Raw genomic sequence first — 21,722 nt, forward strand, 5'->3', positions numbered from 1 at the left:
TTAAAATAAAATTAAACCCCGGGGGACCGGAGTATGAAAGTACCGATATATCCCCTTCCACGCTTACGAAGTTAGCTGACGGATTCGGGCTGAAGGTTAGCCCTACCCACCGGCATTGACCGGCGAGATTCACCCCGGTAAAATTGGGTCCCCCGCTCACGGCTGCGTACCGCAATTCAGCGTTCTAGGATATACAAATTTATTATATCATACTGGTAATGAAATGCAAATATTAAGTCCTTTTATTTTTAGGAAGGATATGCCAGGATACCTGCCGAATTCTTACGAAAAAAACCTGGAGGGTAGGATATGCTGGAAACGCAGCTGGATTTACGTAATAACCCCTGCGTTTTTGAACCCCAAACAGAGGTACTTAAAGAGGGGAGTATTTTCGTTATCTCCCTGCCGGATGGTTCAATTATTGACCAGGATAACGGCAGCCTGGGCCTGTATTATAATGATACCCGTTACTTAAACTGCCTGGAACTCCGGGCCGGCGGGCGGCGACCTGTTTTTCTTTCCTCCTCTGTGCGCGACAGCCATTTTGCTCAGGTTGAATTAACCAATCCTGTTTTTGCCTTACCTGATGGTAAAGTAGTACCAGCCCAGACCATCCACCTCCGCCTTTTGCGGCTGATTAAAGGGGCCCTCTATCAACGCTTACGCTTGATCAATTTTAATCCTTTCCCCGTGAATATAAACCTTCATTTCTCCATTGGCGCTGATTTCCGGGATGTTTTTGAAGTTCGTGGCAGCCAGCGCCAGCGCCGGGGAGAGTTGTTGAAAACAGGAGTTCACCCCCAGGGGCTAATCCTCGCCTATCAGGGCCTGGACAAGGTGATCCGGACCACGCAGATTACCTTTGAACCGGCACCGGCCGGTATTGTAGCCCGGCCAGGCCAGGCAGAAGTTACCTATGACCTTACCCTGCCACCCCAGAAAAAGATTTACCTGCACTTAAAGATTGAACCTGACGGGCAAAACCTGTCCCCGGCCACCCATATCAGCGACCTTTTTTCAGCGGCCACCATAGAACTGGCCAGCTCCTACCACCAGTGGCAAAAGGAATCTACCCAGATCTGGACAGATAATAGTTTTATTAACGACATGTTTCAGACGGCTATAACTGACCTGAAGGCCTTGCAAATCGATTATCCCGGGGATGGGAAAATTATTGCGGCCGGGATACCGTGGTATACCGCTCCTTTTGGCCGCGATTCCCTCATCACTTCCTGGCAGGCCCTTATCTTAAACCCCGACCTGGCCCGCCATACCCTGCGTTTCCTGGCCCGCTACCAGGGGAAGCAGGTGGACAAATGGCGGGAAGAAAGGCCGGGAAAAATCCTCCATGAATTGCGGCGGGGCGAGATGACCCGCTGCCAGGAAGTACCCCACAGCCCCTATTATGGTTCCATAGATGCCACCCTGTGGTTTATTATCCTCCTTGCTGACGCCTACAGGTGGACTTTAGATCAGGACCTGTTACAGGAAATGGCCACCCCTTTACGGCGCTGCCTGCACTGGTGCCTGCGTTACGGCGATTTAGATGGTGACGGGTACCTGGAATACTGGCGGGAATCGCCGGCAGGCCTGACCAACCAGGGGTGGAAAGATTCCTGGGATGCCGTAGTCGACCGGGAAGGGCACATCCCTGAAGGCCCTGTAGCCCTGGTAGAAGTCCAGGCTTACTACTACCTGGCCCTCCTGGAAGCCGCCCATTTATTAACGGTCCTGGGGGACAAAATGACGGCGGCTGAACTGAAGTCGCGAGCCAGCAGGTTAAAAATGCGCTTCAACCGGGATTTCTGGCTGGAAGAAGAGGGCTACTTGATTTTTGCCCTGGATGGTAAAAAAAGGCCCCTTACCACCCTGGTCTCCAACGGCGGCCACGCCCTCTTTACCGGTATCCTGGAACCAGAGCGGGCCCGGAGGGTGGCCCGGCGCCTGCTGGCCGGGGACTTTTATTCCGGCTGGGGTATCCGCACCATGAGCAAAAAGGAAAAGGCTTATAACCCCATGAGTTACCATAACGGTTCCGTCTGGCCCCATGATAATGCCATTATAGCTGCCGGCCTGCGCCGCTATCAATGCCTGGAGGAGTTATCACGGCTGGCCGGCGGCCTTTTCGCCGCCAGTTCTTACTTTAATTACCGTCGCTGGCCGGAATTGTTTTGCGGCTTTAACCGCCGGGGCCTGAGCGGGCCGGTGCGTTACCCTGTGGCCTGTGATCCCCAGGCCTGGGCGGTAGGCAGCCTGTTTGCCTTCCTACAGCATTTGCTGGGCCTCGAGTTACGGGATAGTACCCTTTATATATCCCGGCCCATATTAATACCCGGCACCAGGAGGGTGGAAATCAAAAATCTGGCTGTGGCCGGTAGCCGTCTTGATTTAGCTTTTGAAGAAAAGGAGGGGCGAATTTTTGCCCATGTTTTGAAGAAAGAGGGTGCTATTAAAGTCATCATTGAAGCCTGAAGGGTTTGCCCTTTATTGACTTTCAGCAGGGACATTATATAAAATAGAGCTGGTAATTTTTCTTAACAATGGGAGGCTGATGTAATATGCGCATTGCCATGTTACACTGGGCTTTTCCACCGATCATCGGGGGAGTGGAATCCCACCTGGCCCTTCTGTGCCCTTACCTGGTCCAGCAGGGGCACCAGGTAAGCCTCCTTACGGCCACAGCCCCCGGCACCCCGGAGAGAGAAAGCTGGCGGGGAGTAACCATTAAGCGTTCACCCTTACTTGATCTGAACTCTTTAACCCCGGAAACCATTGAGGCCAGGGCTGGGGAAATCAAGCAGCTGCTGGAAAAATTTTTACTGGAATGCAGGCCCGACATTGTTCACGCCCATAACTTCCATTACTTTAGCTTTGTCCATGCTGCCAGTCTCCAGGAAATCTGCCACCGCCACGGCTGGCCCCTCGTCCTCACTGCCCATAATGTCTGGGAAGACGAACTGTGGGCAAGGATGAATACCCTGGCTCAAGGCTGGGACCAGGTTATAGCCGTCAGCCATTACATACGCCAGGAACTCATGGTAAATGGCTATCCCCCCGAGCGGCTGACGGTAGTTTACCACGGTACCGACACGACCACCTTCCGGCCGCCTTCCCAGGCGGATATCCAGGCCATCTATGCCACCTATCCGGCATGGCGGGACCGGCGGCTTGTTTTCCATCCTGCCCGCATGAGCCGGGCCAAAGGCTGTGACGTCAGTATTCGCGCCCTTGATCTTATCCGCAGGGAAATTCCCAACGTTTTACTGATTCTGGCCGGTACTACCAATACCGTCGACTGGGGCCAGAAACAACCGGCGGAAGTAGCCTGGATCCAGGATCTCATTGCCAGCCTGGACCTGGAAGAGAATGTCTTTATCCGCTTCTTCCCCTGGCAGGAAATCCCGGCGGTGTATAAAGCAGCCGAGGTTTGCCTTTACCCGTCGTCTTTCCAGGAGCCCTTCGGCCTGGTAATGCTGGAAGCCATGGCCACGGCCAGGCCCATTATTGTCAGCCGGGCCGGTGGTATGCCGGAGATAATCCGTCCCGGTTATAACGGCTTTTTAGTCTCCATGGGTAACTACCAGGAACTGGCCCGCTATACAACCTTCTTGCTGCGGAATCCGGAGGTAGGCACGGCCATGGGCCAGAACGGCCGCCGCCTGGCTGAAGAAAACTTCACTACGGCCGTCATGGCCCGCAACACCCTGGCGGTATACAGCCAGTTACTGGCCCTGCCCCGGGCCAGTTAGGGCAATAAAAACTGGAATTTAATAAGAAATGAAAGGGAACCGGCCGGGGTTCCCTTAATTTTTCTAGACATAGCAGGTAGCCTCGGTTAAAATGAGAGTATATTGGGTGAAAGGAGTAACCGGTTTTAATGCACTTGCAGGGTACCATGCAGGTAAATGCGCAAGGCCGTCTTACCATCGGGGGCTGCGATGTTGTCGAACTCGCCCGGGAATTCGGCACTCCCCTGTATATCTTTGATGAAGACTGTATCCGTAACAACTGCCGGGAGTTTTACAGGGCCTTTGGCGTGAAAGAAGGCCTGGCCAAGGTTATCTACGCCGGCAAGGCATTTTTGACTACCGCCATGTGCCGGATTATCGCCAGTGAGGGGCTGGGGCTGGATGTTGTTTCCGGAGGCGAACTTTATACGGCCCTGGCGGCCGGTTTTCCGGTAGAAAACATCTACTTCCATGGCAACAATAAAAGCTATGCTGAACTCTGCCAGGCCCTGGAGGCCGGGATAGGGCGGTTTGTAGTTGATAATTTTGCCGAGCTGGAGCTTTTAAGCCGCTTGAGTACGGAACGGGGCCAGGTGGCGCGGGTAATTTTAAGAGTGACACCGGGGATTGAAGCCCATACCCATCATTATATCCGTACCGGCCAGATTGACTCCAAGTTTGGCTTTACCCTGCCCAATGGCCAGGCCATGGAGGCCGCCAGGCGGCTCAAGGATTTACCAGGTATTGAGTTCAAGGGTTTACACTGCCACATTGGTTCCCAGATCTTTGAGCTGGAACCCTACAGTCAGGCGGTTGCCGTCATGCTGGAGCTGGCCGCCGCCATTAAAGAAGCGACGGGATTGATAACCTCCGAGCTTGATCTGGGAGGCGGTTTTGGCATATATTATACTGCTGAGGATCATCCCCGGCCGGTTGGTGCCTATGCGGAAACGATCCTTACCCGGGTCAGGGAGGAAGCCCGGGCCTTAAACCTGCCTCAACCCCTGGTAATCGTTGAGCCGGGCCGCGCCATTATCGGGCCGGCGGGCAGCACTGCCTATACCGTGGGTACCATTAAAGAAATTCCCGGGGTGCGCAAGTATGTGGCCGTCGATGGCGGCATGGCCGATAACATTCGCCCCGCCCTTTACGGGGCTAAATACGAAGCCATCCTGGCCAATAAAGCCAATCTGCCGGCTACAGAGACGGTAGCCATTACCGGTAAATGCTGCGAGTCCGGCGATATGCTCATCTGGGAGGCGGATCTTCCCCGGGTGGAGGCCGGCGATATCCTGGTCATTTCCTGTACCGGCGCCTACGGCTACACCATGTCCAGCAATTATAACCGCCTGGGCCGGCCGGCAGCCGTCCTGGTCCGGGAAGGAAACGCCGACCTGATTTTAAAACGGGAAGATTACAATGACCTGCTGCGTAATGATGTCGTCCCGGCCCGGCTGGTTTGGACCAGGTAAATTATCTGGCAACCTATGAACCCTTACCAGAAACTTTTCCGTCGCAACCAGCTGCGCATCCTGGCCCAGGCCAGGAAAATAGCGCCCGTTAAAGGCCGGCGGGTTTACCTGGTAGGCGGGACGGTCCGGGACCTGCTCCTGGGCCGGCCTGAGGTCGACCTTGACCTGGCGGTGGAGGGCGATGGCCTCCTCTTTGCCCGGGAACTGGCCCGGCAGCTGGGCGGGCGCCTGGCTTTTCACGAACGCTTCCTGACGGCTACCGTCTACTGGGGCGGCGAACGGGTGGACGTAGTCACCACCCGGCAGGAATATTATCCCCGGCCCGGGGCCCTGCCCGAAGTGGAGCCCGCCACTCTGGAGGCTGACCTGGCGCGGCGGGATTTTAGCGTCAATGCCATGGCCCTGCCTTTAATGGCCAGGGACCTGGGGGAAATCCTCGATCCCTTTGGCGGGCGGGAAGACCTGGCCCGGCAAACCTTGCGGGTGTTGCACCGGGACAGCTTTCGCGATGACCCGACCCGCCTTTTAAGGGGGGTGCGTTTCGCCACCCGTTTGAAATTTAGCCTGGAAGAAGAAACCTGCTCTTTAGCAAGGCAAGCCCTGGCAGGAGGTTACCTGGACCTGCTGGAACCGAAACGCCTCTGGCAGGAATTTATCCTTCTGCTTAAAGAGCGGCGGCCGGTAGCAGCCTGGGAAAGTTTAATTGACCTGGGCTGGCAGGGTCTACCGGGGGCCGGATTGCCCGATGTGGCCGCCGGCCGGCGGGCTGAAAAACTCCTCTGCCAGTGGAAGTGGCGGGGCCAGCGACCCCTGGATGCCAGCCTGGTTTATTTTTTAATCGCCACGGTAAAATTAAGGGCAACAGCCCTGGAAGAGGTCCTGGATAGCGTAAACTTCGGCCGCAAAAAGCGTAACCTGATTTATGCCGCCAGGGATTTGTTGCCGGAACTGGCTCCCTGCCTGGCGCGAGGGTCCCTGCCGGAATGCCTGCCGGCCGGCCCCAGGATGGCCCCGGAAGCCTTAATCTTTATCCTGGCCGTGGCGGGCTGGAGCCGGCTCCCGGCCCGGGTATTACCCTGAGGGAAAGGAGACAGCCATGCACCTGCAAAGTTTACCCCAGCTGGTCTTAGGCATCCCGGCTATTTTAATCGCCCTGACCTTCCATGAATATGCCCATGGCAAGATGGCTTACCTGCTGGGCGACCCGACGGCAAGGAACCAGGGCCGCTTAACCTTAAACCCCCTGGCCCACCTGGACATCCTGGGAACCCTGCTCCTTGTTGTGGCCGGTTTTGGCTGGGCCAAACCCGTGCAGATCAACCCCTATTACTTCCAGATGGACCGGCGTAAGGGGATGATGCTGGTGGGCCTGGCCGGTCCGGCCATGAACCTGGTGCTGGCTTACCTGGCTGCAGTTGTCTTGCAGCTATTTCTCCGCTTTAATATCGGCGGCTACTGGCTGGCTACTTTTTTAAACCTGCTGGTGGGCTATAACGTGGTGCTGGCCGTCTTTAACCTCATCCCGGTGCCGCCCCTGGATGGCTCCCGTGTCCTGGCTGGCATCTTACCACCGGAAGGGGCGGCGGCAGTTTACCAGTTAGAAAGCTACGGCACCTTGCTCTTACTGCTCCTGATTGCCACCGGCATTATCGGCCGCATCATGGGTCCCCTGGTGACCCTGGTACTCAACCTGATTATTACGGCCAGCGGCCTGGCGTTTATATAGAGGTGGGAAATTGGAGGTTAGATCTCACTTCCCACGTCCCATATGTAAAGGAGTGTTTAATAGCATGCGTATTTTGAGCGGCATGCGCCCCACAGGGCGGCTGCATATTGGTCATTTGAGCGTGCTGGAAAACTGGGTGCGCCTGCAGGAAGAAAACGAGTGCTTTTACTTTATTTCCGACTGGCACGCCCTGACCACAGGTTACGACAATACCGCAGAGCTCCAGGAGAATATCCGGGCCATGCTCCTTGACTGGCTGGGCGCCGGCTTAGACCCCGAGCGCAGCACCCTCTTCGTCCAATCCCATGTCAAGGAGCACGCTGAACTCCACCTGCTCTTTTCCATGTTCACCCCCCTATCCTGGCTGGAACGCGTCCCCACCTACAAGGACCAGATCCAGCAGCTGGGCAAAGAGGGTAAGGACGTGTCGACCTATGGTTTTTTGGGCTATCCCCTCCTGATGGCCGCTGATATCCTTATCTACCTAGCCGACGCCGTGCCGGTGGGCGAGGACCAGCTGCCCCACCTGGAATTCTGCCGGGAAGTAGCGCGCCGGTTTAATCACCTGTATAAAACTTCCCTTTTCCCCGAGCCCCAGGCCCTGTTAGCTAAAGTCGCCATGTTACCCGGCATCGACGGCCGCAAGATGAGTAAAAGCTACCACAACGACATTCCTATGTCAGCTTCACCGGAAGAGGTTTGGGAAAGGGTCCGGCTTATGATCACCGACCCGGCGCGGATTCACAAGACCGATCCCGGGCACCCGGAAGTATGCCTGGTCCACACCTACCACGAGATCTATAATGGAGAAGAAATTGAAGAGACACGGGTCAACTGCCGGGGCGGCCGTATTGGCTGTGTCCCCTGCAAGAAACGCCTGGCAGAGAAAATAAACGCCGTCCTGGAGCCGGTCCGGGAGCGCCGGGCCAAGTGGGCAGCACGGCCGGAATTAGTTGAGGAAATTCTGGCGGCCGGGGCCGCGAAAGCCAGGACCACGGCAGGCCGGACCATGGCCATGGTCCGGGAGGCTATGGGAGTTTAACTTTAATGGGGTGGGGCGTATGATCGGTAATATTCGGCTGGATATTTTTCAGGGCCCCCTCGATCTCCTCCTCACCCTTATTGAACGCCAGGAAATCGATATTCAGGCCATCCCAGTGGCCGAGGTGACGGCCCAGTACCTGGAATACCTCCATGAAGTAGAGGAGCTTGACCTGGACTGGGCCAGTGAATTTTTAGTCTTGGGCGCCGAACTGTTAGCCCTCAAAGCCAGGTTGCTCCTGCAGCGCCCGCTTAAGGGCGGGCCGGGAGAGGAAGAAAAAGGCGAGGGAGAAGATCCTGCCAGGCTCCTGGCCGAGCGTCTTATAGAATACCGCCGCTACCGGGAGGTAGCCGCCCATCTCGGTGATCTGGCTGCTCAAGGAGCCCTTGTCTTTGGCCGTCCCCTGGACCAGGAAGCCGTCACCCGGGCCCTAGCGGGTGTTAACCCCCTGGCCGGGGTAACGCCCGTGGACCTGGCCCGGGCCCTGGCCAGGGTGCTGGCGAGGCAGCCTGTCACCAACAAGCCGGAAACCCGTACCATTACCCGCCCGGCCCTGACCCTGGTAGGGCAAATACGCACCATTTTGCGCCGCCTGCACCAGCAGGAGGAACTTACCCTGGCCTCCCTTCTAAGTTCCCGGCCTACGCGCCTGGAAGTGGCGCTAACCTTCCTGGCCCTGCTGGAACTGGCCCGCCGGGGCCGGGTAAGCCTTACCCAGGAGGAAGCCTTCGGCAGTATTATAGTGAGGCGGCTTTTTCCCGGTGATTCCGCTGCTGCTCGGGAGTGATCCCTATGCCTTTATTTTTTAGCGAAGACAAAAGGGCAGCCCTGGAGTGCCTGCTCTTTGTGGCCGGCGGGCCGGTGCCGGTGAGTACCCTGGCCGCCTGCCTGGGGTTGAGTAGCGACGATGTAGTTGAGTTGGCTGCAGAACTGAAAACACTCTATGATGAAGAGGGGCGGGGCCTGCAGATCCGGGAAGTAGCCGGCGGCTACCAGATGTGCACCCGGCCCCAGTTTGCTAATTATGTTGAGGCCTTCCTGCAACCCGAGTTGCCGGCCCTGTCCATGGCCGCCCTGGAAACCCTGGCCATCATTGCCTACCGCCAGCCCGTTACCCGGGCGGAAATAGAAAATATCCGGGGGGTAAAGGTAGATGGGGTTTTAAATACCCTGTTGAGCCGCGGGCTGGTCCAGGAAGCAGGTCGTAAAGACGCCCCTGGCCGGCCCATCCTTTATGCTACCACTCCCCGTTTCCTGGAATTTTTAGGCTTAAAGGATTTATCCGAACTGCCGCCCCTGGATGAAGCCGCGGCCGGGCAGGAATAGTATATAAGGCGCCTCCGGTGGAAAAATAGGGGCAAACTGGCTGCCGGGGGTGAAGGAGTGTTCTGGGCCTGGACGGCAGGGATAATTGTGGGTTTCCTTTTATTACTCCTGGTACCGGTGCAACTGGAAGTAGTTTACCGGCGAGTAACTGAGGAAGAATACCTGGAGCTGAAACTTAATTTACCGGGAGACTGGGGCCGGTGGGAAGTGGTATTCTCCCCTCTCCAGGACTGGTGGCCGGGGCAAAGCCACTTACGCCTGAAAACACTGTTGCAGGGGGAAAGGAAAGAAGCAGAATCACCTGCGGAAGTGGCAGGGCGTCCTGCCGGGGGCAAAAGGTGGACTTTCGGCCGGATAGCCCGCTTTATCGTCGCCGGGCCGTTAGGCTACTGGTTGCATAAATTAAAGATTTTAAAGGGCATCTGGCAGCATTTTTTCGCCCGGGTGACCTGCCGGCGTTTCCGTTTATTTTTAACCCTGGGGACAGGTGATCCGGCAACTACGGCTCTTGCTTACGGCAGCAGCTGGACCCTGCTGGCCTGGATGTACCAGAACTTGCGGCGGCGGGCCCGCCTGGATTTGCAAGCACCTGAATGGCAGGTAATACCCCGGTTTGATACGCCGGGCTGGCAGGCCGATTTTAACTGCATATTTACCCTTAAGTTAGGTCATATTATAAGTGCCGGAGTACAATCTCTATGGCTATTACTGCGGATAGTCTGGCAGATGAGGGGGGCAGGGGCAGTTGCCCGAACATCCCATCGAGGCCTTGATGAAGACCGCCATGGAAAGCATCAAGGATATGGTTGATGTCAACACCGTTGTTGGCGATCCCATTGAAACGCCGGATGGTCATGTGATCGTCCCCGTATCCCGCGTTTCGGCCGGTTTTGCTGCCGGAGGTACCGAATACGAACCCGGCCAGGGAGAAGGCGGTGGAAGTGGTAAATCCTTACCCTTTGGCGGCGGCAGCGGCGCCGGTGTTTCCGTCCAGCCGGTGGGTTTCCTGGTGGTTGGTAAGGAGCAAATCCGGTTGCTGCCGGTTGACGGCAACGCTGTTGTGGACCGGATTATCGATGTAGCTCCCCAGGTGCTGGAGAGGATCCAGGAACTCCTAAGTAAAGGGAAGAAGGAAAAAGGTAGCGGTAATAACTCCCCTGCTACCGTACGGACGAAAATGGTTTTACGCCCCCAGGAAGAGGAATGAAATAATCCCCCATATATGGCCCGGGTTCTCAAATACCGGGTTTTTTAATTTGTTTCCGGCCCGTTAACCATTGTTGTTCTAGAAAATGCCCTCCCCTCATAAATGTTACCAGAAAGGTAAATTATGGAGGGGTTGGCAATGGTTAATATCATCTGGTTATTAATGCTCCTGGCGGGCATTATCGTGGCCGGCTTTAATGGCCACATTGAAGTAGTTACTAAAGCCTCCCTGGAGGCGGCCCAGACGGCCGTAAACCTGGCCTTTGAACTGATAGGCCTCATGGCCATGTGGCTGGGGCTTTTGAAGATTGCCGAGGAAGCCGGCCTGGTAGCCCTGCTGGCGCGGCTTTTACGCCCCTTTACCCGTTACCTCTTTCCGGAAATTCCCCGGGACCACCCGGCCATAGGTTCTATAATAATGAATTTAAGCGCCAACATCCTGGGCCTGGGCAATGCCGCCACCCCCTTTGGCCTCAAGGCCATGCAGGAGTTACAAACTTTAAACCCCCGCCCCGGAGAAGCCACCCCCGCCATGTGTACCTTTCTGGGGTTAAACACCGGCTGCCTGACCCTTATCCCGGCGACTATTATCGGCATCCGGGCAGCAGCCAGCTCCACCGACCCGACCATCATCGTCGGCCCTACCATTTTAGCTACCGGGTTCAGCATGATCACGGCCGTGGTTGGCGATCGTCTCTTGCGCCGGTTTTATAACGGGCGCCGGGGGTGAGGAACATTGACTGAACTCATAATTGAAGTTTCGCGCTGGGCGATTCCCCTGGTCCTTTTTTTTATCCCCCTGTATGGGCACCTGCGGGGCGTGCCGGTTTATGAAACCTTTGTTGCCGGGGCAGAAGACGGGTTCAAGGTAGCGGTAAAAATTATTCCCTTCCTGGTGGGCATGCTGGTGGCCATCGGGGTGTTCCGGGCTTCCGGGGCCATGGACCTTTTTGCCCGCGCCCTGAATCCGGTCTTGCACCTCATTGGCGTTCCCGGGGAAGTTCTACCCCTGGCCATCATGCGGCCCCTTTCCGGTGGCGGAGCTCTAGGAATAGCTGCCGAGCTAATCGGTAACTACGGCCCGGATTCCTTTATCGGCCGCCTGGCTTCGGTGATGCAGGGCAGTACCGATACTACCTTTTATGTCCTAACGGTTTATTTTGGGTCGGTGGGAGTGCGGCGCTACCGTTACGCCCTGGCCCTGGGGCTCCTGGCCGATATTTCCAGCCTTATAGCCGCCATCGTTATCTGCCGGTTGATGTTTGGTTAGTTTTTAAATTACCCTCCTCGAAATTCAACAGCCATTTCTTGGTAGCCAGCCCGCCGCCAAAACCGACCAGCCGGCCGTCCTTACCTATGACCCGGTGACAGGGTATAATAATACCGACAGGATTACGGCCGATGGCCTGGCCCACGGCCCGGACCGCTCCCGGCCTGCCGGTGAGCCGGGCAATATGGCTGTAACTGCAGGTGGTACCATAGGGGATTTTTTGCAGGGCTGACCAGACGATCAGCTGAAAGGGCGTACCGCGGAGGTCCAGGCGCAGGGAAAAGGAAAAGCGCCGGCCGTCAAAGTACTCGTCAAGCTGCCGGAGAACCTCCCGGCAAGAGCTGCCGTTTTCATCCACGTTGATAGTCGCGCCGGGGAATTTTTGGGCCAGGTAGCTGCGGGTTGCCCCGGGCTCCTCACCTGGGAAGGCCAGGCGGCAGAGACCCCCCGGGCCTGTTACCACTGTCAGGGGACCAAGGGGAGAGGGATAATGGGTAATGGACAACCAGTCTGCAGGCATGATAGCGTTACCTCCACAGGTTTTAGCCTTCATTCCACCAGGCCAGGAAGAGGGCCAGGATACTCATGCCGGCGGCATAACCGGCCAGAATATCGGTGGGGTAGTGGACACCCAGGTAAAGGCGGCTGAAACCCAGTAAAAGCAAAAAAATAAGGGTAACCGGAACCACACGGCTGCGGCAGCGAGGCGGGCAGGTTTTTAACAACCACAGGGCCAGGAGGCCGAAGAAGACGGTTCCCATCATGGCGTGACCGCTGGGAAAGCTGAAGCCCGGTGCCGGTTCCAGGGGACCGAGACTGGGCCTGGGACGGTGATAAAAATTTTTTAGCCATTCCATAATGCCCCAGGTGATATTCATGGTAATTAACACGGCCCAAAACCCCTGCCAGCGACGCCGGGTATAGTAGGCAAGACTCAAAGCAGCCGTAGCAGGATAAAAAAAGGCCGGGGTGCCGAAGAAAGTAATAAACTTGAAGAAATGGGTAGCCGGAGGCGTTCGCAAGGTCATTAAGCCTGCCAGGACCAGGAGTTCGAGAATGGTCACATGGGGTATGGCAGCAGCCAGCAGGAAAAAGATAAGAATCATAGCAATGGCAAGCAGGATAAGACGGTGGCGGGACAACCTGGAACCCCCTTCGTAAAAAAAATAGTATAGCACTATTGCCTTTATAAGGGGAATTGTGATAGCATAATAACGTTACCGGAGGGCTTTTATGCGTTTGCAAAAATACCTGGCCCGGGCGGGGGTGGCTTCCCGGCGTCATGCCGAGGAGATGATCCGGGCCGGCCGGGTAAGGGTCAATGGCCAAATTGTGACGGCTATGGGTCTAAGAATAGAGCCGGGCCGGGACGAGGTAACTGTTGATGGCCGGCCTGTTACCGGGCCGGGAGAGAAAGTTTATGTCTTACTATATAAGCCGCCCGGCTATGTAACAACGGTCTCCGACCCCCAGGGGCGGCCTAAAGTCATTGACCTGGTCAAGGACATAACTGCTAGATTATATCCTGTCGGCCGCCTGGATTATGCCACCGAAGGCCTTTTATTACTTACCAATGATGGAGAATTGACCTTAAGGCTCACCCACCCGCGCTATCGTATACCTAAAACTTATCTGGCCCTGGTAAAAGGAGTGCCGGATGCTAATACTATTACCCATTTACGCCGGGGTGTCAAGCTGGAAGATGGCCTGACCGCCCCGGCGGGCGTACGGATCCGCCGGGTTAACCAGGGTAATGCCCTGCTGGAATTAACCCTGCGGGAAGGACGCAAGCGAGAAGTAAGGCGCATGCTGGCCACAGTAGGTCACCCTGTAATCTGGCTGAAACGCATAAAATTTGCCTTTCTCACCTTGGAAGGTTTAAAACCGGGAGAATACCGCCGCCTTACACCTGCCGAAGTAGCCCGGCTGTATCGCCTGGTGGGTTTAGATTTTCCTCCTCGCTGAAAGGATACTGGTGTGGTAAAATAAGGTGAAAAAGAGAGGAGGGAAAGCATTTGGCAGGTTTAGAGCAGGGGCTGGTCCAGGTTTATACTGGCGAGGCTAAAGGCAAGAGTACGGCCGCCTTTGGCCTGGCCTTGAGGGCCTGCGGGCACGGGCTCAAGGTACTGATTGTCCAGTTTATGAAAACGCCTGACTACGGCGAACATAAGGCCTTCCCGCGGCTGGCGCCGGAGGTAGAAGTAAAAACCTTTGGCCGCAAAGGTTTCATCCACCGGGGCGGCGCCAGGCCTGAAGATTACGAGCAGGCCAGGGCGGCCCTGGCCTTTGCCCGGGAAGCCATGCTTGGCGGCAGGGTGGACATCCTGATTCTGGATGAAATCAACAACGCCCTTTATTTCGGCCTGCTAACAGAAGAAGAAGTCCTGGCTTTCCTGGCGGAGCGGCCGCCGCAGGTGGAAGTCGTCCTCACCGGCCGCAATGCCCCGGCGGGGATTATTGCTGCCGCCGACCTGGTAACGGAAATGCGCCAGGTAAAACATCCTTACCAAAAGGGGATAAAGGCCAGGAAAGGGATCGAATACTAAGATCAAAAAACGTTGAATTTTACTCCCCGGGCAGGAATTTCCGCGTCAGGTGCGAATATGTAAGTTTAATACATTTTACAGGAGGTGAATTCCTGGCCGGCTTTTTGGGGTCAGGAGAAAAGTGGCCGTAGTGTATTATGATCAGGATGCCGACCTGGGCGTCCTTAAAGGCAAAAAAATCGCCATCATGGGCTATGGCAGCCAGGGACATGCCCAGGCGCAAAACTTAAAGGACAGTGGCCTGGATGTAGTCGTGGGCCTGCGTCCTGGAAGCAAATCCCGGGCGGCAGCTGAGGCGGCGGGCTTAAAGGTCGCGACGGTGGCTGAAGCCGCGGCCGCAGCCGATATTATCCAGATTTTGCTACCGGACGAAACCCAGGCCAGGGTCTATCGCGAGGAGATCGCCCCGCACCTTACAGCAGGCAAGGTACTTATGTTCTCCCACGGGTTTAATATTCACTTCAACCAGATTGTGCCGCCGGCGGATGTGGATGTCATTATGGTTGCTCCGAAAGGACCTGGCCACCTGGTACGTCGTATGTATGTTGAAGGCCAGGGGGTACCGGCCCTTCTTGCCGTTTACCAGGATGCCAGCGGCAGGGCTAAAGAAATCGGCCTGGCTTATGCTAAAGGAATAGGTGCTGCCCGGGCCGGCGTAATTGAAACTACTTTCAAAGAGGAAACCGAAACTGACTTGTTTGGTGAACAGGCCGTCCTCTGCGGCGGGGCTACGGCCCTGGTTAAGGCCGGCTTCGAGATCCTGGTGGAGGCAGGCTACCAGCCGGAAATTGCTTACTTTGAATGCCTGAACGAGCTGAAGCTTATTGTCGACCTCATGTATGAAGGCGGCATCAAGTATATGCGCTATTCCATCAGCGACACGGCTGAGTACGGCGATGTCACCAGGGGACCCAGGATTATTGACGACCATGTCCGGGCCACCATGAAGACCATTCTCAAAGAGATCCAGGACGGCGTCTTTGCCCGGGAGTGGATCCTGGAAAACCAGGCCGGCAGGCCAAGCTTTAATGCTTTAAGAAAAAAGGAACGGGAACACCTCATCGAACAGGTCGGCGATACCTTACGGGAAATGATGCCCTGGCTGAAGAAGTAAAGCAGTCAGGGAATCAAAACGGGGTTAGGGAAGCCCTGGGAATTTCCCGGGGCTTTAATCATTAATTTTCCTTGGTGAAAGGAGTGACTAAGGAATAATTTGGTGATAATAAAAGCGGCTAAAGTAAAATTTTTCGAAGGGGAGGAAGTTTTGTGGAACTCATAGCACCTGTAGCAGGGATATTGGCACTTGTGTTTGCTTTTTACCTCACCAACAAGATTAACAGGGCCGATCCAGGGAACGCGCGCATGCAGGAAATAGCGGCAGCCATCCACGAAGGGGCCATGGCTTTTTTAATGCGGGAATACCGCACCCTGATCTTTTTTGTTCTGGGTATGGCGGCTCTAATCGTAATTACCGGCCTTGTTACCCAGGGCGCTGAAAGCATGCAGCCGGTAACGGCCGTTGCTTATGTGGCTGGAACCCTCTGCTCTATTGGGGCCGGCTATATTGGTATGCAAGTTGCTACCAGGGCCAACGTCCGGACGGCCAATGCTGCCCGCCACAGTTCCAACGCTGCCCTGGAGATAGCCTTTTCCGGCGGCTCGGTTATGGGTATGGCTGTAGTGGGACTTGGCCTTTTAGGCCTCGGCATTGTTAATCTCATTTTTAAAAATCCCAGTATTGTCAATGGCTTTGCCCTGGGAGCCAGCTCCATCGCCCTTTTTGCCAGGGTGGGAGGCGGTATTTATACCAAGGCGGCTGACGTTGGCGCAGACCTGGTAGGTAAGGTTGAAGCTGGTATACCGGAAGATGACCCTCGTAACCCTGCTGTGATTGCCGATAACGTCGGCGATAATGTTGGCGACGTAGCCGGTATGGGAGCGGATCTTTTTGAATCCTACGTTGGTTCAGTTATCTCCGGTATTGCCCTGGCGGCAACTTTAAATATCCCCAATGGTACCCTGGTACCCCTGATGATTGCCGCTGCCGGCATTGTATCCTCCATTATCGGCGCCTTCTTTGTCCGCACCAGCGAGGGGGCCAATGCCCAGAAGGCTTTGAATACCGGCACCATGGTAGCGAGTATCCTGGCGATTATAGGTACATTCCTGGCTACCCGCCTGTTACCTTCTCAATTTGTTGTCGGTTCTGCTACCTATACTTCCCTGGGGGTATTTATAGCCACCATAGCCGGCCTTATTGCCGGAGTTCTCATTGGCCGCATTACCGAATATTATACTTCCGGCGACTATGAACCGGTGAAAGAAATTGCCAAAGCTTCCCAGACGGGTACCGCCACCAACATTATTGAAGGCTTAAGTACCGGTATGTTGAGTACTGTTTTACCCATCCTGGTAATTATCATTGCTATCCTTGCTGCCTATCATTTTGCCGGCCTTTACGGTATTGCCCTGGCGGCAGTCGGGATGCTGTCAACCACCGGAACCACGGTAGCCGTGGATGCCTATGGACCAATTGCCGATAATGCTGGTGGCATTGCCGAAATGGCAGAGCTGGATCCTAAAGTACGTAAGATTACCGATGCCCTGGATTCTGTTGGCAATACTACTGCTGCCATTGGTAAAGGTTTTGCCATTGGCTCGGCAGCGTTAACAGCCCTGGCCCTGTTTTCTGCCTACACGGCTGCTGCTAGGATTACGACTATTGACCTTACTGATCCTAAAGTGGTGAGCGGCCTCTTTATCGGCGGCATGCTGCCTTTTCTCTTTGGTGCCTTGACAATGAAGGCAGTGGGGCGGGCTGCCTTCCATATGATTGAAGAAGTGCGCCGGCAGTTTAAATCCATTCCGGGTTTAATGGAAGGTAAAGCCCGGCCGGATTATGCCCGCTGTGTAGCCATCAGTACCGGAGCAGCGTTGAAAGAAATGATTGTCCCTGGACTACTGGCCGTTGTGGTTCCCCTGGCAGTAGGATTGATCCCGGGCCTTGGTAAAGAAGCCCTGGGCGGCCTGCTTGCCGGAGCTACGGTAACAGGCTTTTTACTGGCAGTAATGATGGCCAATGCCGGCGGGGCCTGGGATAACGCTAAGAAGTATATTGAAGGCGGGAACTTCGGCGGTAAAGGTTCGCCGGCCCATGCAGCGGCCGTCAATGGGGATACTGTAGGCGATCCCTTTAAGGATACATCCGGGCCGGCCATGAACATTTTAATTAAGCTTATGACCATTGTTTCCCTGGTGTTTGCGCCTTTGTTTATGCAACTATAAGGGTTGTGCTAACCGGTAAGAATCGTAAGCGACATCAGCGCTTAAAAGCCCTTATCCCACGTGGGACAAGGGCTTTTTTTCTAGGGAAAAATTACCAAGCACCATTCTCCCAAACCCCTTACCCCCGCCACGTTGTTCGTAAAAATAGAACCAGGATCGTATATATTTCTAAACGGCCAACAAGCATCAACCATGATAGTAAATACTTGGCTGCTGCAGGTAAATGGGCATAGTTCTGGGCCGGGCCGACAGCGCCCAGGCCGGGGCCCACGTTCCCCAAAGTAGCTGCCACTGCACTGGCTGCTTCTTCTAATTTAAGAGGTGTTAAAGACATGAGTAAGGTACCCAGGGCAAACAACAGCAGATAGAACCCTATAAATTGGAGGATATTTAACACTAAAGGCTCCTTTACTATGCCTACATTGCTAAAACGAACTGGGACTACGGCGTGGGGATGAACGGCACGAGATAGTTCTGCGATACCATTTTTTAATAACACCATCAGACGCCCTACTTTAATTGAACCGCCTGTTGAACCGGTGCAGCCTCCCACAAACATTAACAACAAGAGCAAGGTACGTGATAGGTTAGGCCATTGATCAAAGTCCACCGTAGCATAACCCGTGGTAGTAACGATAGAAACTACCTGGAAGGCAGCCATGCGCAAGAGATTTTCTCCCGGTTTAAAACCTGCCAGGGATAGATCAACAACAATAATGATAAAGGCTGCCAAAATTATAGCACTATATAATTTAAACTCCGGGTTAAGCCAGAAATAAAAGGGATTCCTGAGCTTCACGGCCTGGTAATAAAGGGCAAAATTAACACCGGCCAAAAACATAAAGATAATAATAATCCACTGTATAAGGGGACTGTTATAATAGCCAATACTGGCATTTTTGGTGGAAAAGCCCCCTGTAGCCATGGTCCCGAATGTATGGACAACGGCTTCGTATAAAGGCATACCTGAGAATAAGAGGAGTAAAATTTCCAGGGCGGAAAGGATAATATAGGTCAGCCAGAGGATTATCGCCGTTTCCTGAATACGTGGCTTTATTTTCTCTGTAACCGGACCGGGAGCTTCGGCCTGGAGCATTTGTACGCCTCCGGAACCTAACTGGGAAAGAAGGGCAACAAAAAGGACGATTATTCCCATGCCACCGAGCCAGTGGGTAAGACTACGCCAGAAAAGAATAGAGCGGGAATGGGCTTCAATGTCGGTCATCACACTAGCGCCGGTAGTGGTAAACCCGGAAATTGTTTCAAAGATGGCATCGGCAAAATTAGGAAAGGTACCGGCAAAAATGTAAGGCAAACTACCAAAGATTGCAGCTGCCACCCAACTTAAGGCAACTACCGCATAACCCTCACGGCGACGAATCTCGCCATTATGACAGGGCCAGTAACTTAAAGGGAGGCCTACGGCCAGGGTTATCGCGGCACTGTAAGTAAAGGCCAACCAATCCTTTTCCCGGAAATAAAGGGCTAATACCAGGGGAATCAGCAAAGCCAGCCCAATCAAAATTATAACTTTCCCCAAAAGCTGGAGGACCACTCTGCAGCGCATTTTTCACTTCACCTGTTAGTGCCAAAAAAATTTTGGACGGCAGTTACAGCCTTAGGAAGGGCAAAAACAATTACATGATCACCTGGTGCTATATAATCGTTACCCCCGGGAATTATTATCTCGTCTCCCCTGGCAATGGCGCCGATGATAGCATGACGGGGAAAGTTGATTTGCTGTATCGGCTTATTGGCCTGACGGCAATTCTGGGGAACGATAAATTCGATCATCTCTGCTTTATCCTGGCCCAATAAGCTGATCGATACAATTTGACCGCGGCGGACAAATTTTAAGATGGTCGCTGCCGTAAGGAGACGCGGGCTAATTACCACATCAATACCAACCTTTTCCATCAGGCTGGCATAATCAGAACGCCCGACTTTAACAACAGTTTTTTTGGCGCCAAGATGTTTAGCTAACAGGGATACAAGCAAATTTACTTTATCGTCACCGGTAACGGCAACAAAAAGGTCCGCCTGGCCAATATCTTCTTCTTGCAGAAGACCCAAGTCGCTGCCATCGCCATGGATGATGGTAACATGGGGTAGCTTGTGGCTTAAACTTTCACAAATATGGCGGTCCTTTTCAATAATCTTGATTTCAATCTTTTTACCCAACAGCTTTTGGGCCAAATAGTAAGCCGTCCTGGTACCGCCTAAAATGACGAGCCGCTGGGCGCGGGTACGTTTCTGTCCCAGGAGGTCCTCAACGGGTTCCATTTGCTTGGCCGGAGCCAGGACAAATACTTTATCACCACTAAGGAGGCGATCTTCACCCCTGGGAATTAACATCTTTTCACCTCGCTGAATGGCTACAATCAAATAAGGGTTAGGCGAAGGTAAATCCTTCAACATTTTATTTACTGCCTGGGCACCAGGTGGTAGAATGAGTTCTAGCATTTGAATTTTACCACCCGCATAATATTCAGATTCGATGGCCTCAGGAGCTTCAACTAATTCAGCAATAGCGTTAGCTGTTACATAATCGGGATTGATAACAAAATCAATACCCAGGTCTTTATCAAAACCAATTTGATTATTTAACAGGTATTCAGGATTACGTATCCTGGCTACAGTTTTCTTTGCTCCTAGCTTTTTGCCAAACAGGCTGGCAACAATATTGACCTCATCATTTTCAGTCACTGCCACTAATAAATCCGTATCTGCTATACCGTTTTCTTTAAGAACGGTAGGGTTAGCACCATTGGCGCACACAGTTTGGACATCCAGTCTTTCTTCAATAGCCCTGATTCTCTCTGCATCTTGCTCAATAACTAAAACATCATGGTTGCTATATGATAGCATTTCAGCCAGCTTAAAACCCACTTTGCCAGCACCGATTATAGTTATGCGCAAGATTGGCACCTCTTTTGAAAAGTGTTAAAAGGGACCCGTTGGCAAGAATGAGCCTATATATTCGATAACGTACCTCAATATTCGATAACGAACCTCAAGTTTCCTGCTATGTTACCCGGAGAGAAAGTCTAAAACCCGGGTTGCTCCGGCCCGTTTCATCTTCTTGCAGGGTCCAAGGGGATGTATTATAATCGGTATATGGGAAAATCAGGTGGTGAAAAAATGGAATACGGAAGTAAAAAGGTGGCGGCGGTGGCCATAAAGATGGCCCTTGCTGAAAACCGGGAAGAAGAAGCTCGGCTAAAGAAAGAATTTGCTGGCGATGGTATCCGGGCGGCAGCCGTTGATTACGGCGGTGAATTTATCAATTCCGTGCAAAAAATCGTTGAAAGAGCAGTAGTGGCGGCCAAAAGGGAAGGGGTCATTAAAGAAACCCACCCCGAGGAAGGGGCCGTTGCCGGGGCTACCCGGGAAGCTCTGTCCCAGATCATGCCCAAGGCCCTGGGTTTAAATGTAGGTGGTAAAATTGGCATCGCCCGCTGGCATGATCACCTTAGTGTGGCCATATTCTTTGGCATCGGCTTGCTGCACCTGGACGAAGTAGGTATCGGTCTGGGTCACCGGGCCGTCTGAGGGGCAGGATGGCAGGCATCTGGTAAAAAATTGCAGGATGGTAGGGGAGAATTATGGAAGAAAAAATTCAGGGTTTACCCGGAGGCGGAGGTAAACAGGGTTCCGGGGGAACAAAAGTACGGGGCTTACGCGGGGCCGTTGACGTGCCGGAGAATACGGCTGCTGCCATTCTTACGGCTACAGAAGGTTTGCTCCGCGAAATATTGGCCCGGAACAGGCTGGCAGTAGAAGATATTATCAGCGCCATTTTTACGGTGACGCCGGATCTCAACGCGGCCTTCCCGGCCGAGGCCGCCCGGCGCCTGGGCTGGCAGGAAGTAGCCTTAATGTGTGCTACCGAAATACCAGTACCGGGGAGCCTGCCGGGGGTTGTCCGCGTTTTAATCCATGCTTACAGCGACCGGGAACCGGTCCACGTTTATCTGGGCCGGGCAGCACAATTACGCCCGGATTTACGTTGAAGCGAAAACAAAACTATTGACAGCTATTTACTATCCATGGTATGCTGTTAGCAACAAAATGAATATAGCTGAGTTGAGCTGAGTGGAGTTGGAGTTGAGCCTGGAGTA

Annotated in this window: 22 protein-coding genes and 1 riboswitch; of the genes, 18 read left to right on the plus strand and 4 right to left on the minus strand. The window is 54.0% G+C overall.

Going from position 1 to position 21,722, the window contains the following annotated elements; genetic code table 11:
• Positions 1-45: 45 nt before the first annotated feature.
• Positions 46-192: riboswitch (cyclic di-AMP (ydaO/yuaA leader) on the minus strand.
• A 117-nt stretch (positions 193-309) separates the two neighbouring features.
• The 12 genes from MOMUL_RS03870 (at position 310) to MOMUL_RS03925 (ending at position 11,770) form a co-directional block, all read left to right on the plus strand.
• Positions 310-2,472, plus strand: a complete 2,163-nt coding sequence (locus tag MOMUL_RS03870) for an amylo-alpha-1,6-glucosidase (RefSeq protein WP_062281767.1) — start codon at positions 310-312, stop codon at positions 2,470-2,472.
• Positions 2,473-2,558: 86 nt separating this feature from the next.
• Positions 2,559-3,749 carry a glycosyltransferase family 4 protein gene (locus MOMUL_RS03875; protein WP_062281769.1) on the plus strand — a complete coding sequence of 397 codons (1,191 nt, stop codon included), beginning with the start codon at positions 2,559-2,561 and terminating at the stop codon, positions 3,747-3,749.
• Between the two features lie 128 nt (positions 3,750-3,877).
• Complete coding sequence (gene lysA / locus MOMUL_RS03880; protein WP_062281772.1) at positions 3,878-5,200, plus strand: diaminopimelate decarboxylase; 1,323 nt, start codon at positions 3,878-3,880, stop codon at positions 5,198-5,200.
• 15 nt (positions 5,201-5,215) lie between these two features.
• The gene (locus tag MOMUL_RS03885) at positions 5,216-6,280 is read left to right on the plus strand and encodes a CCA tRNA nucleotidyltransferase (RefSeq protein WP_062281775.1); all 1,065 of its coding nucleotides are present in this window, start codon (positions 5,216-5,218) and stop codon (positions 6,278-6,280) included.
• Positions 6,281-6,296: 16 nt separating this feature from the next.
• Positions 6,297-6,926: a site-2 protease family protein gene (locus tag MOMUL_RS03890; RefSeq protein WP_062281778.1), complete on the plus strand. Its 630-nt coding sequence runs from the start codon at positions 6,297-6,299 to the stop codon at positions 6,924-6,926.
• A 64-nt stretch (positions 6,927-6,990) separates the two neighbouring features.
• Positions 6,991-7,968: a tryptophan--tRNA ligase gene (gene trpS, locus MOMUL_RS03895; RefSeq protein WP_062281781.1), complete on the plus strand. Its 978-nt coding sequence runs from the start codon at positions 6,991-6,993 to the stop codon at positions 7,966-7,968.
• A 19-nt stretch (positions 7,969-7,987) separates the two neighbouring features.
• Positions 7,988-8,755 carry a segregation and condensation protein A gene (locus MOMUL_RS03900; protein ID WP_062281784.1) on the plus strand — a complete coding sequence of 256 codons (768 nt, stop codon included), beginning with the start codon at positions 7,988-7,990 and terminating at the stop codon, positions 8,753-8,755.
• 5 nt (positions 8,756-8,760) lie between these two features.
• Positions 8,761-9,294 (plus strand): SMC-Scp complex subunit ScpB, encoded by a 534-nt coding sequence (gene scpB / locus MOMUL_RS03905; RefSeq protein WP_062281785.1) that lies wholly within the window; start codon positions 8,761-8,763, stop codon positions 9,292-9,294.
• 57 nt (positions 9,295-9,351) lie between these two features.
• The gene (locus MOMUL_RS03910; RefSeq protein WP_062281788.1) at positions 9,352-10,104 is read left to right on the plus strand and encodes a DUF2953 domain-containing protein; all 753 of its coding nucleotides are present in this window, start codon (positions 9,352-9,354) and stop codon (positions 10,102-10,104) included.
• A complete protein-coding gene (gene ytfJ / locus MOMUL_RS03915) occupies positions 10,040-10,501 on the plus strand; it encodes a GerW family sporulation protein (protein WP_062281791.1) in 462 nt (153 codons plus the stop codon). Before MOMUL_RS03910 ends, ytfJ begins: the two co-directional genes overlap by 65 nt.
• A gap of 138 nt (positions 10,502-10,639) precedes the next feature.
• A complete protein-coding gene (locus MOMUL_RS03920) occupies positions 10,640-11,230 on the plus strand; it encodes a nucleoside recognition domain-containing protein (RefSeq protein ID WP_062281793.1) in 591 nt (196 codons plus the stop codon).
• Between the two features lie 6 nt (positions 11,231-11,236).
• Complete coding sequence (locus MOMUL_RS03925; protein ID WP_054937175.1) at positions 11,237-11,770, plus strand: spore maturation protein; 534 nt, start codon at positions 11,237-11,239, stop codon at positions 11,768-11,770.
• Here the strand turns inward: MOMUL_RS03925 and MOMUL_RS03930 are convergent.
• Complete coding sequence (locus tag MOMUL_RS03930) at positions 11,745-12,290, minus strand: methylated-DNA--[protein]-cysteine S-methyltransferase (protein ID WP_062281795.1); 546 nt, start codon at positions 12,288-12,290, stop codon at positions 11,745-11,747. The genes MOMUL_RS03925 and MOMUL_RS03930 overlap by 26 nt on opposite strands.
• Before the next feature lie 22 nt (positions 12,291-12,312).
• Entirely contained in the window at positions 12,313-12,912 is a 600-nt protein-coding gene (locus MOMUL_RS03935; RefSeq protein ID WP_062281798.1) for a phosphatase PAP2 family protein, read from the minus strand.
• 91 nt (positions 12,913-13,003) lie between these two features.
• Here MOMUL_RS03935 and MOMUL_RS03940 point away from each other — a divergent pair, with 91 nt between their 5' ends.
• The 4 genes from MOMUL_RS03940 to MOMUL_RS03955 all read left to right on the plus strand — a co-directional run bounded on the left by MOMUL_RS03940 (position 13,004) and on the right by MOMUL_RS03955 (position 17,601).
• Positions 13,004-13,735 (plus strand): pseudouridine synthase, encoded by a 732-nt coding sequence (locus MOMUL_RS03940; RefSeq protein ID WP_062281801.1) that lies wholly within the window; start codon positions 13,004-13,006, stop codon positions 13,733-13,735.
• A gap of 50 nt (positions 13,736-13,785) precedes the next feature.
• Complete coding sequence (gene cobO, locus MOMUL_RS03945; protein WP_062281804.1) at positions 13,786-14,316, plus strand: cob(I)yrinic acid a,c-diamide adenosyltransferase; 531 nt, start codon at positions 13,786-13,788, stop codon at positions 14,314-14,316.
• A gap of 121 nt (positions 14,317-14,437) precedes the next feature.
• Positions 14,438-15,430 (plus strand): ketol-acid reductoisomerase, encoded by a 993-nt coding sequence (gene ilvC, locus MOMUL_RS03950; protein ID WP_062281806.1) that lies wholly within the window; start codon positions 14,438-14,440, stop codon positions 15,428-15,430.
• A 152-nt stretch (positions 15,431-15,582) separates the two neighbouring features.
• Positions 15,583-17,601 carry a sodium-translocating pyrophosphatase gene (locus MOMUL_RS03955; protein WP_062281808.1) on the plus strand — a complete coding sequence of 673 codons (2,019 nt, stop codon included), beginning with the start codon at positions 15,583-15,585 and terminating at the stop codon, positions 17,599-17,601.
• 118 nt (positions 17,602-17,719) lie between these two features.
• Here MOMUL_RS03955 and MOMUL_RS03960 read toward each other — a convergent pair whose 3' ends face one another.
• Positions 17,720-19,168, minus strand: a complete 1,449-nt coding sequence (locus tag MOMUL_RS03960; protein ID WP_062281811.1) for a TrkH family potassium uptake protein — start codon at positions 19,166-19,168, stop codon at positions 17,720-17,722.
• 8 nt (positions 19,169-19,176) lie between these two features.
• Positions 19,177-20,520, minus strand: coding sequence for a Trk system potassium transporter TrkA (trkA, locus tag MOMUL_RS03965; protein WP_062281814.1), 1,344 nt, complete (start codon positions 20,518-20,520; stop codon positions 19,177-19,179).
• A 222-nt stretch (positions 20,521-20,742) separates the two neighbouring features.
• Here trkA and MOMUL_RS03970 point away from each other — a divergent pair, with 222 nt between their 5' ends.
• Both MOMUL_RS03970 and aroH read left to right on the plus strand, forming a co-directional pair.
• The gene (locus tag MOMUL_RS03970; RefSeq protein WP_062281816.1) at positions 20,743-21,153 is read left to right on the plus strand and encodes a HutP family protein; all 411 of its coding nucleotides are present in this window, start codon (positions 20,743-20,745) and stop codon (positions 21,151-21,153) included.
• Positions 21,154-21,206: 53 nt separating this feature from the next.
• Entirely contained in the window at positions 21,207-21,614 is a 408-nt protein-coding gene (gene aroH / locus MOMUL_RS03975; RefSeq protein WP_062281820.1) for a chorismate mutase, read from the plus strand.
• Positions 21,615-21,722 lie beyond the last annotated feature (108 nt).

Source organism: Moorella mulderi DSM 14980, from assembly GCF_001594015.1.
Classification (GTDB): Bacteria; Bacillota; DSM-521; order Neomoorellales; family Neomoorellaceae; genus Neomoorella; species Neomoorella mulderi.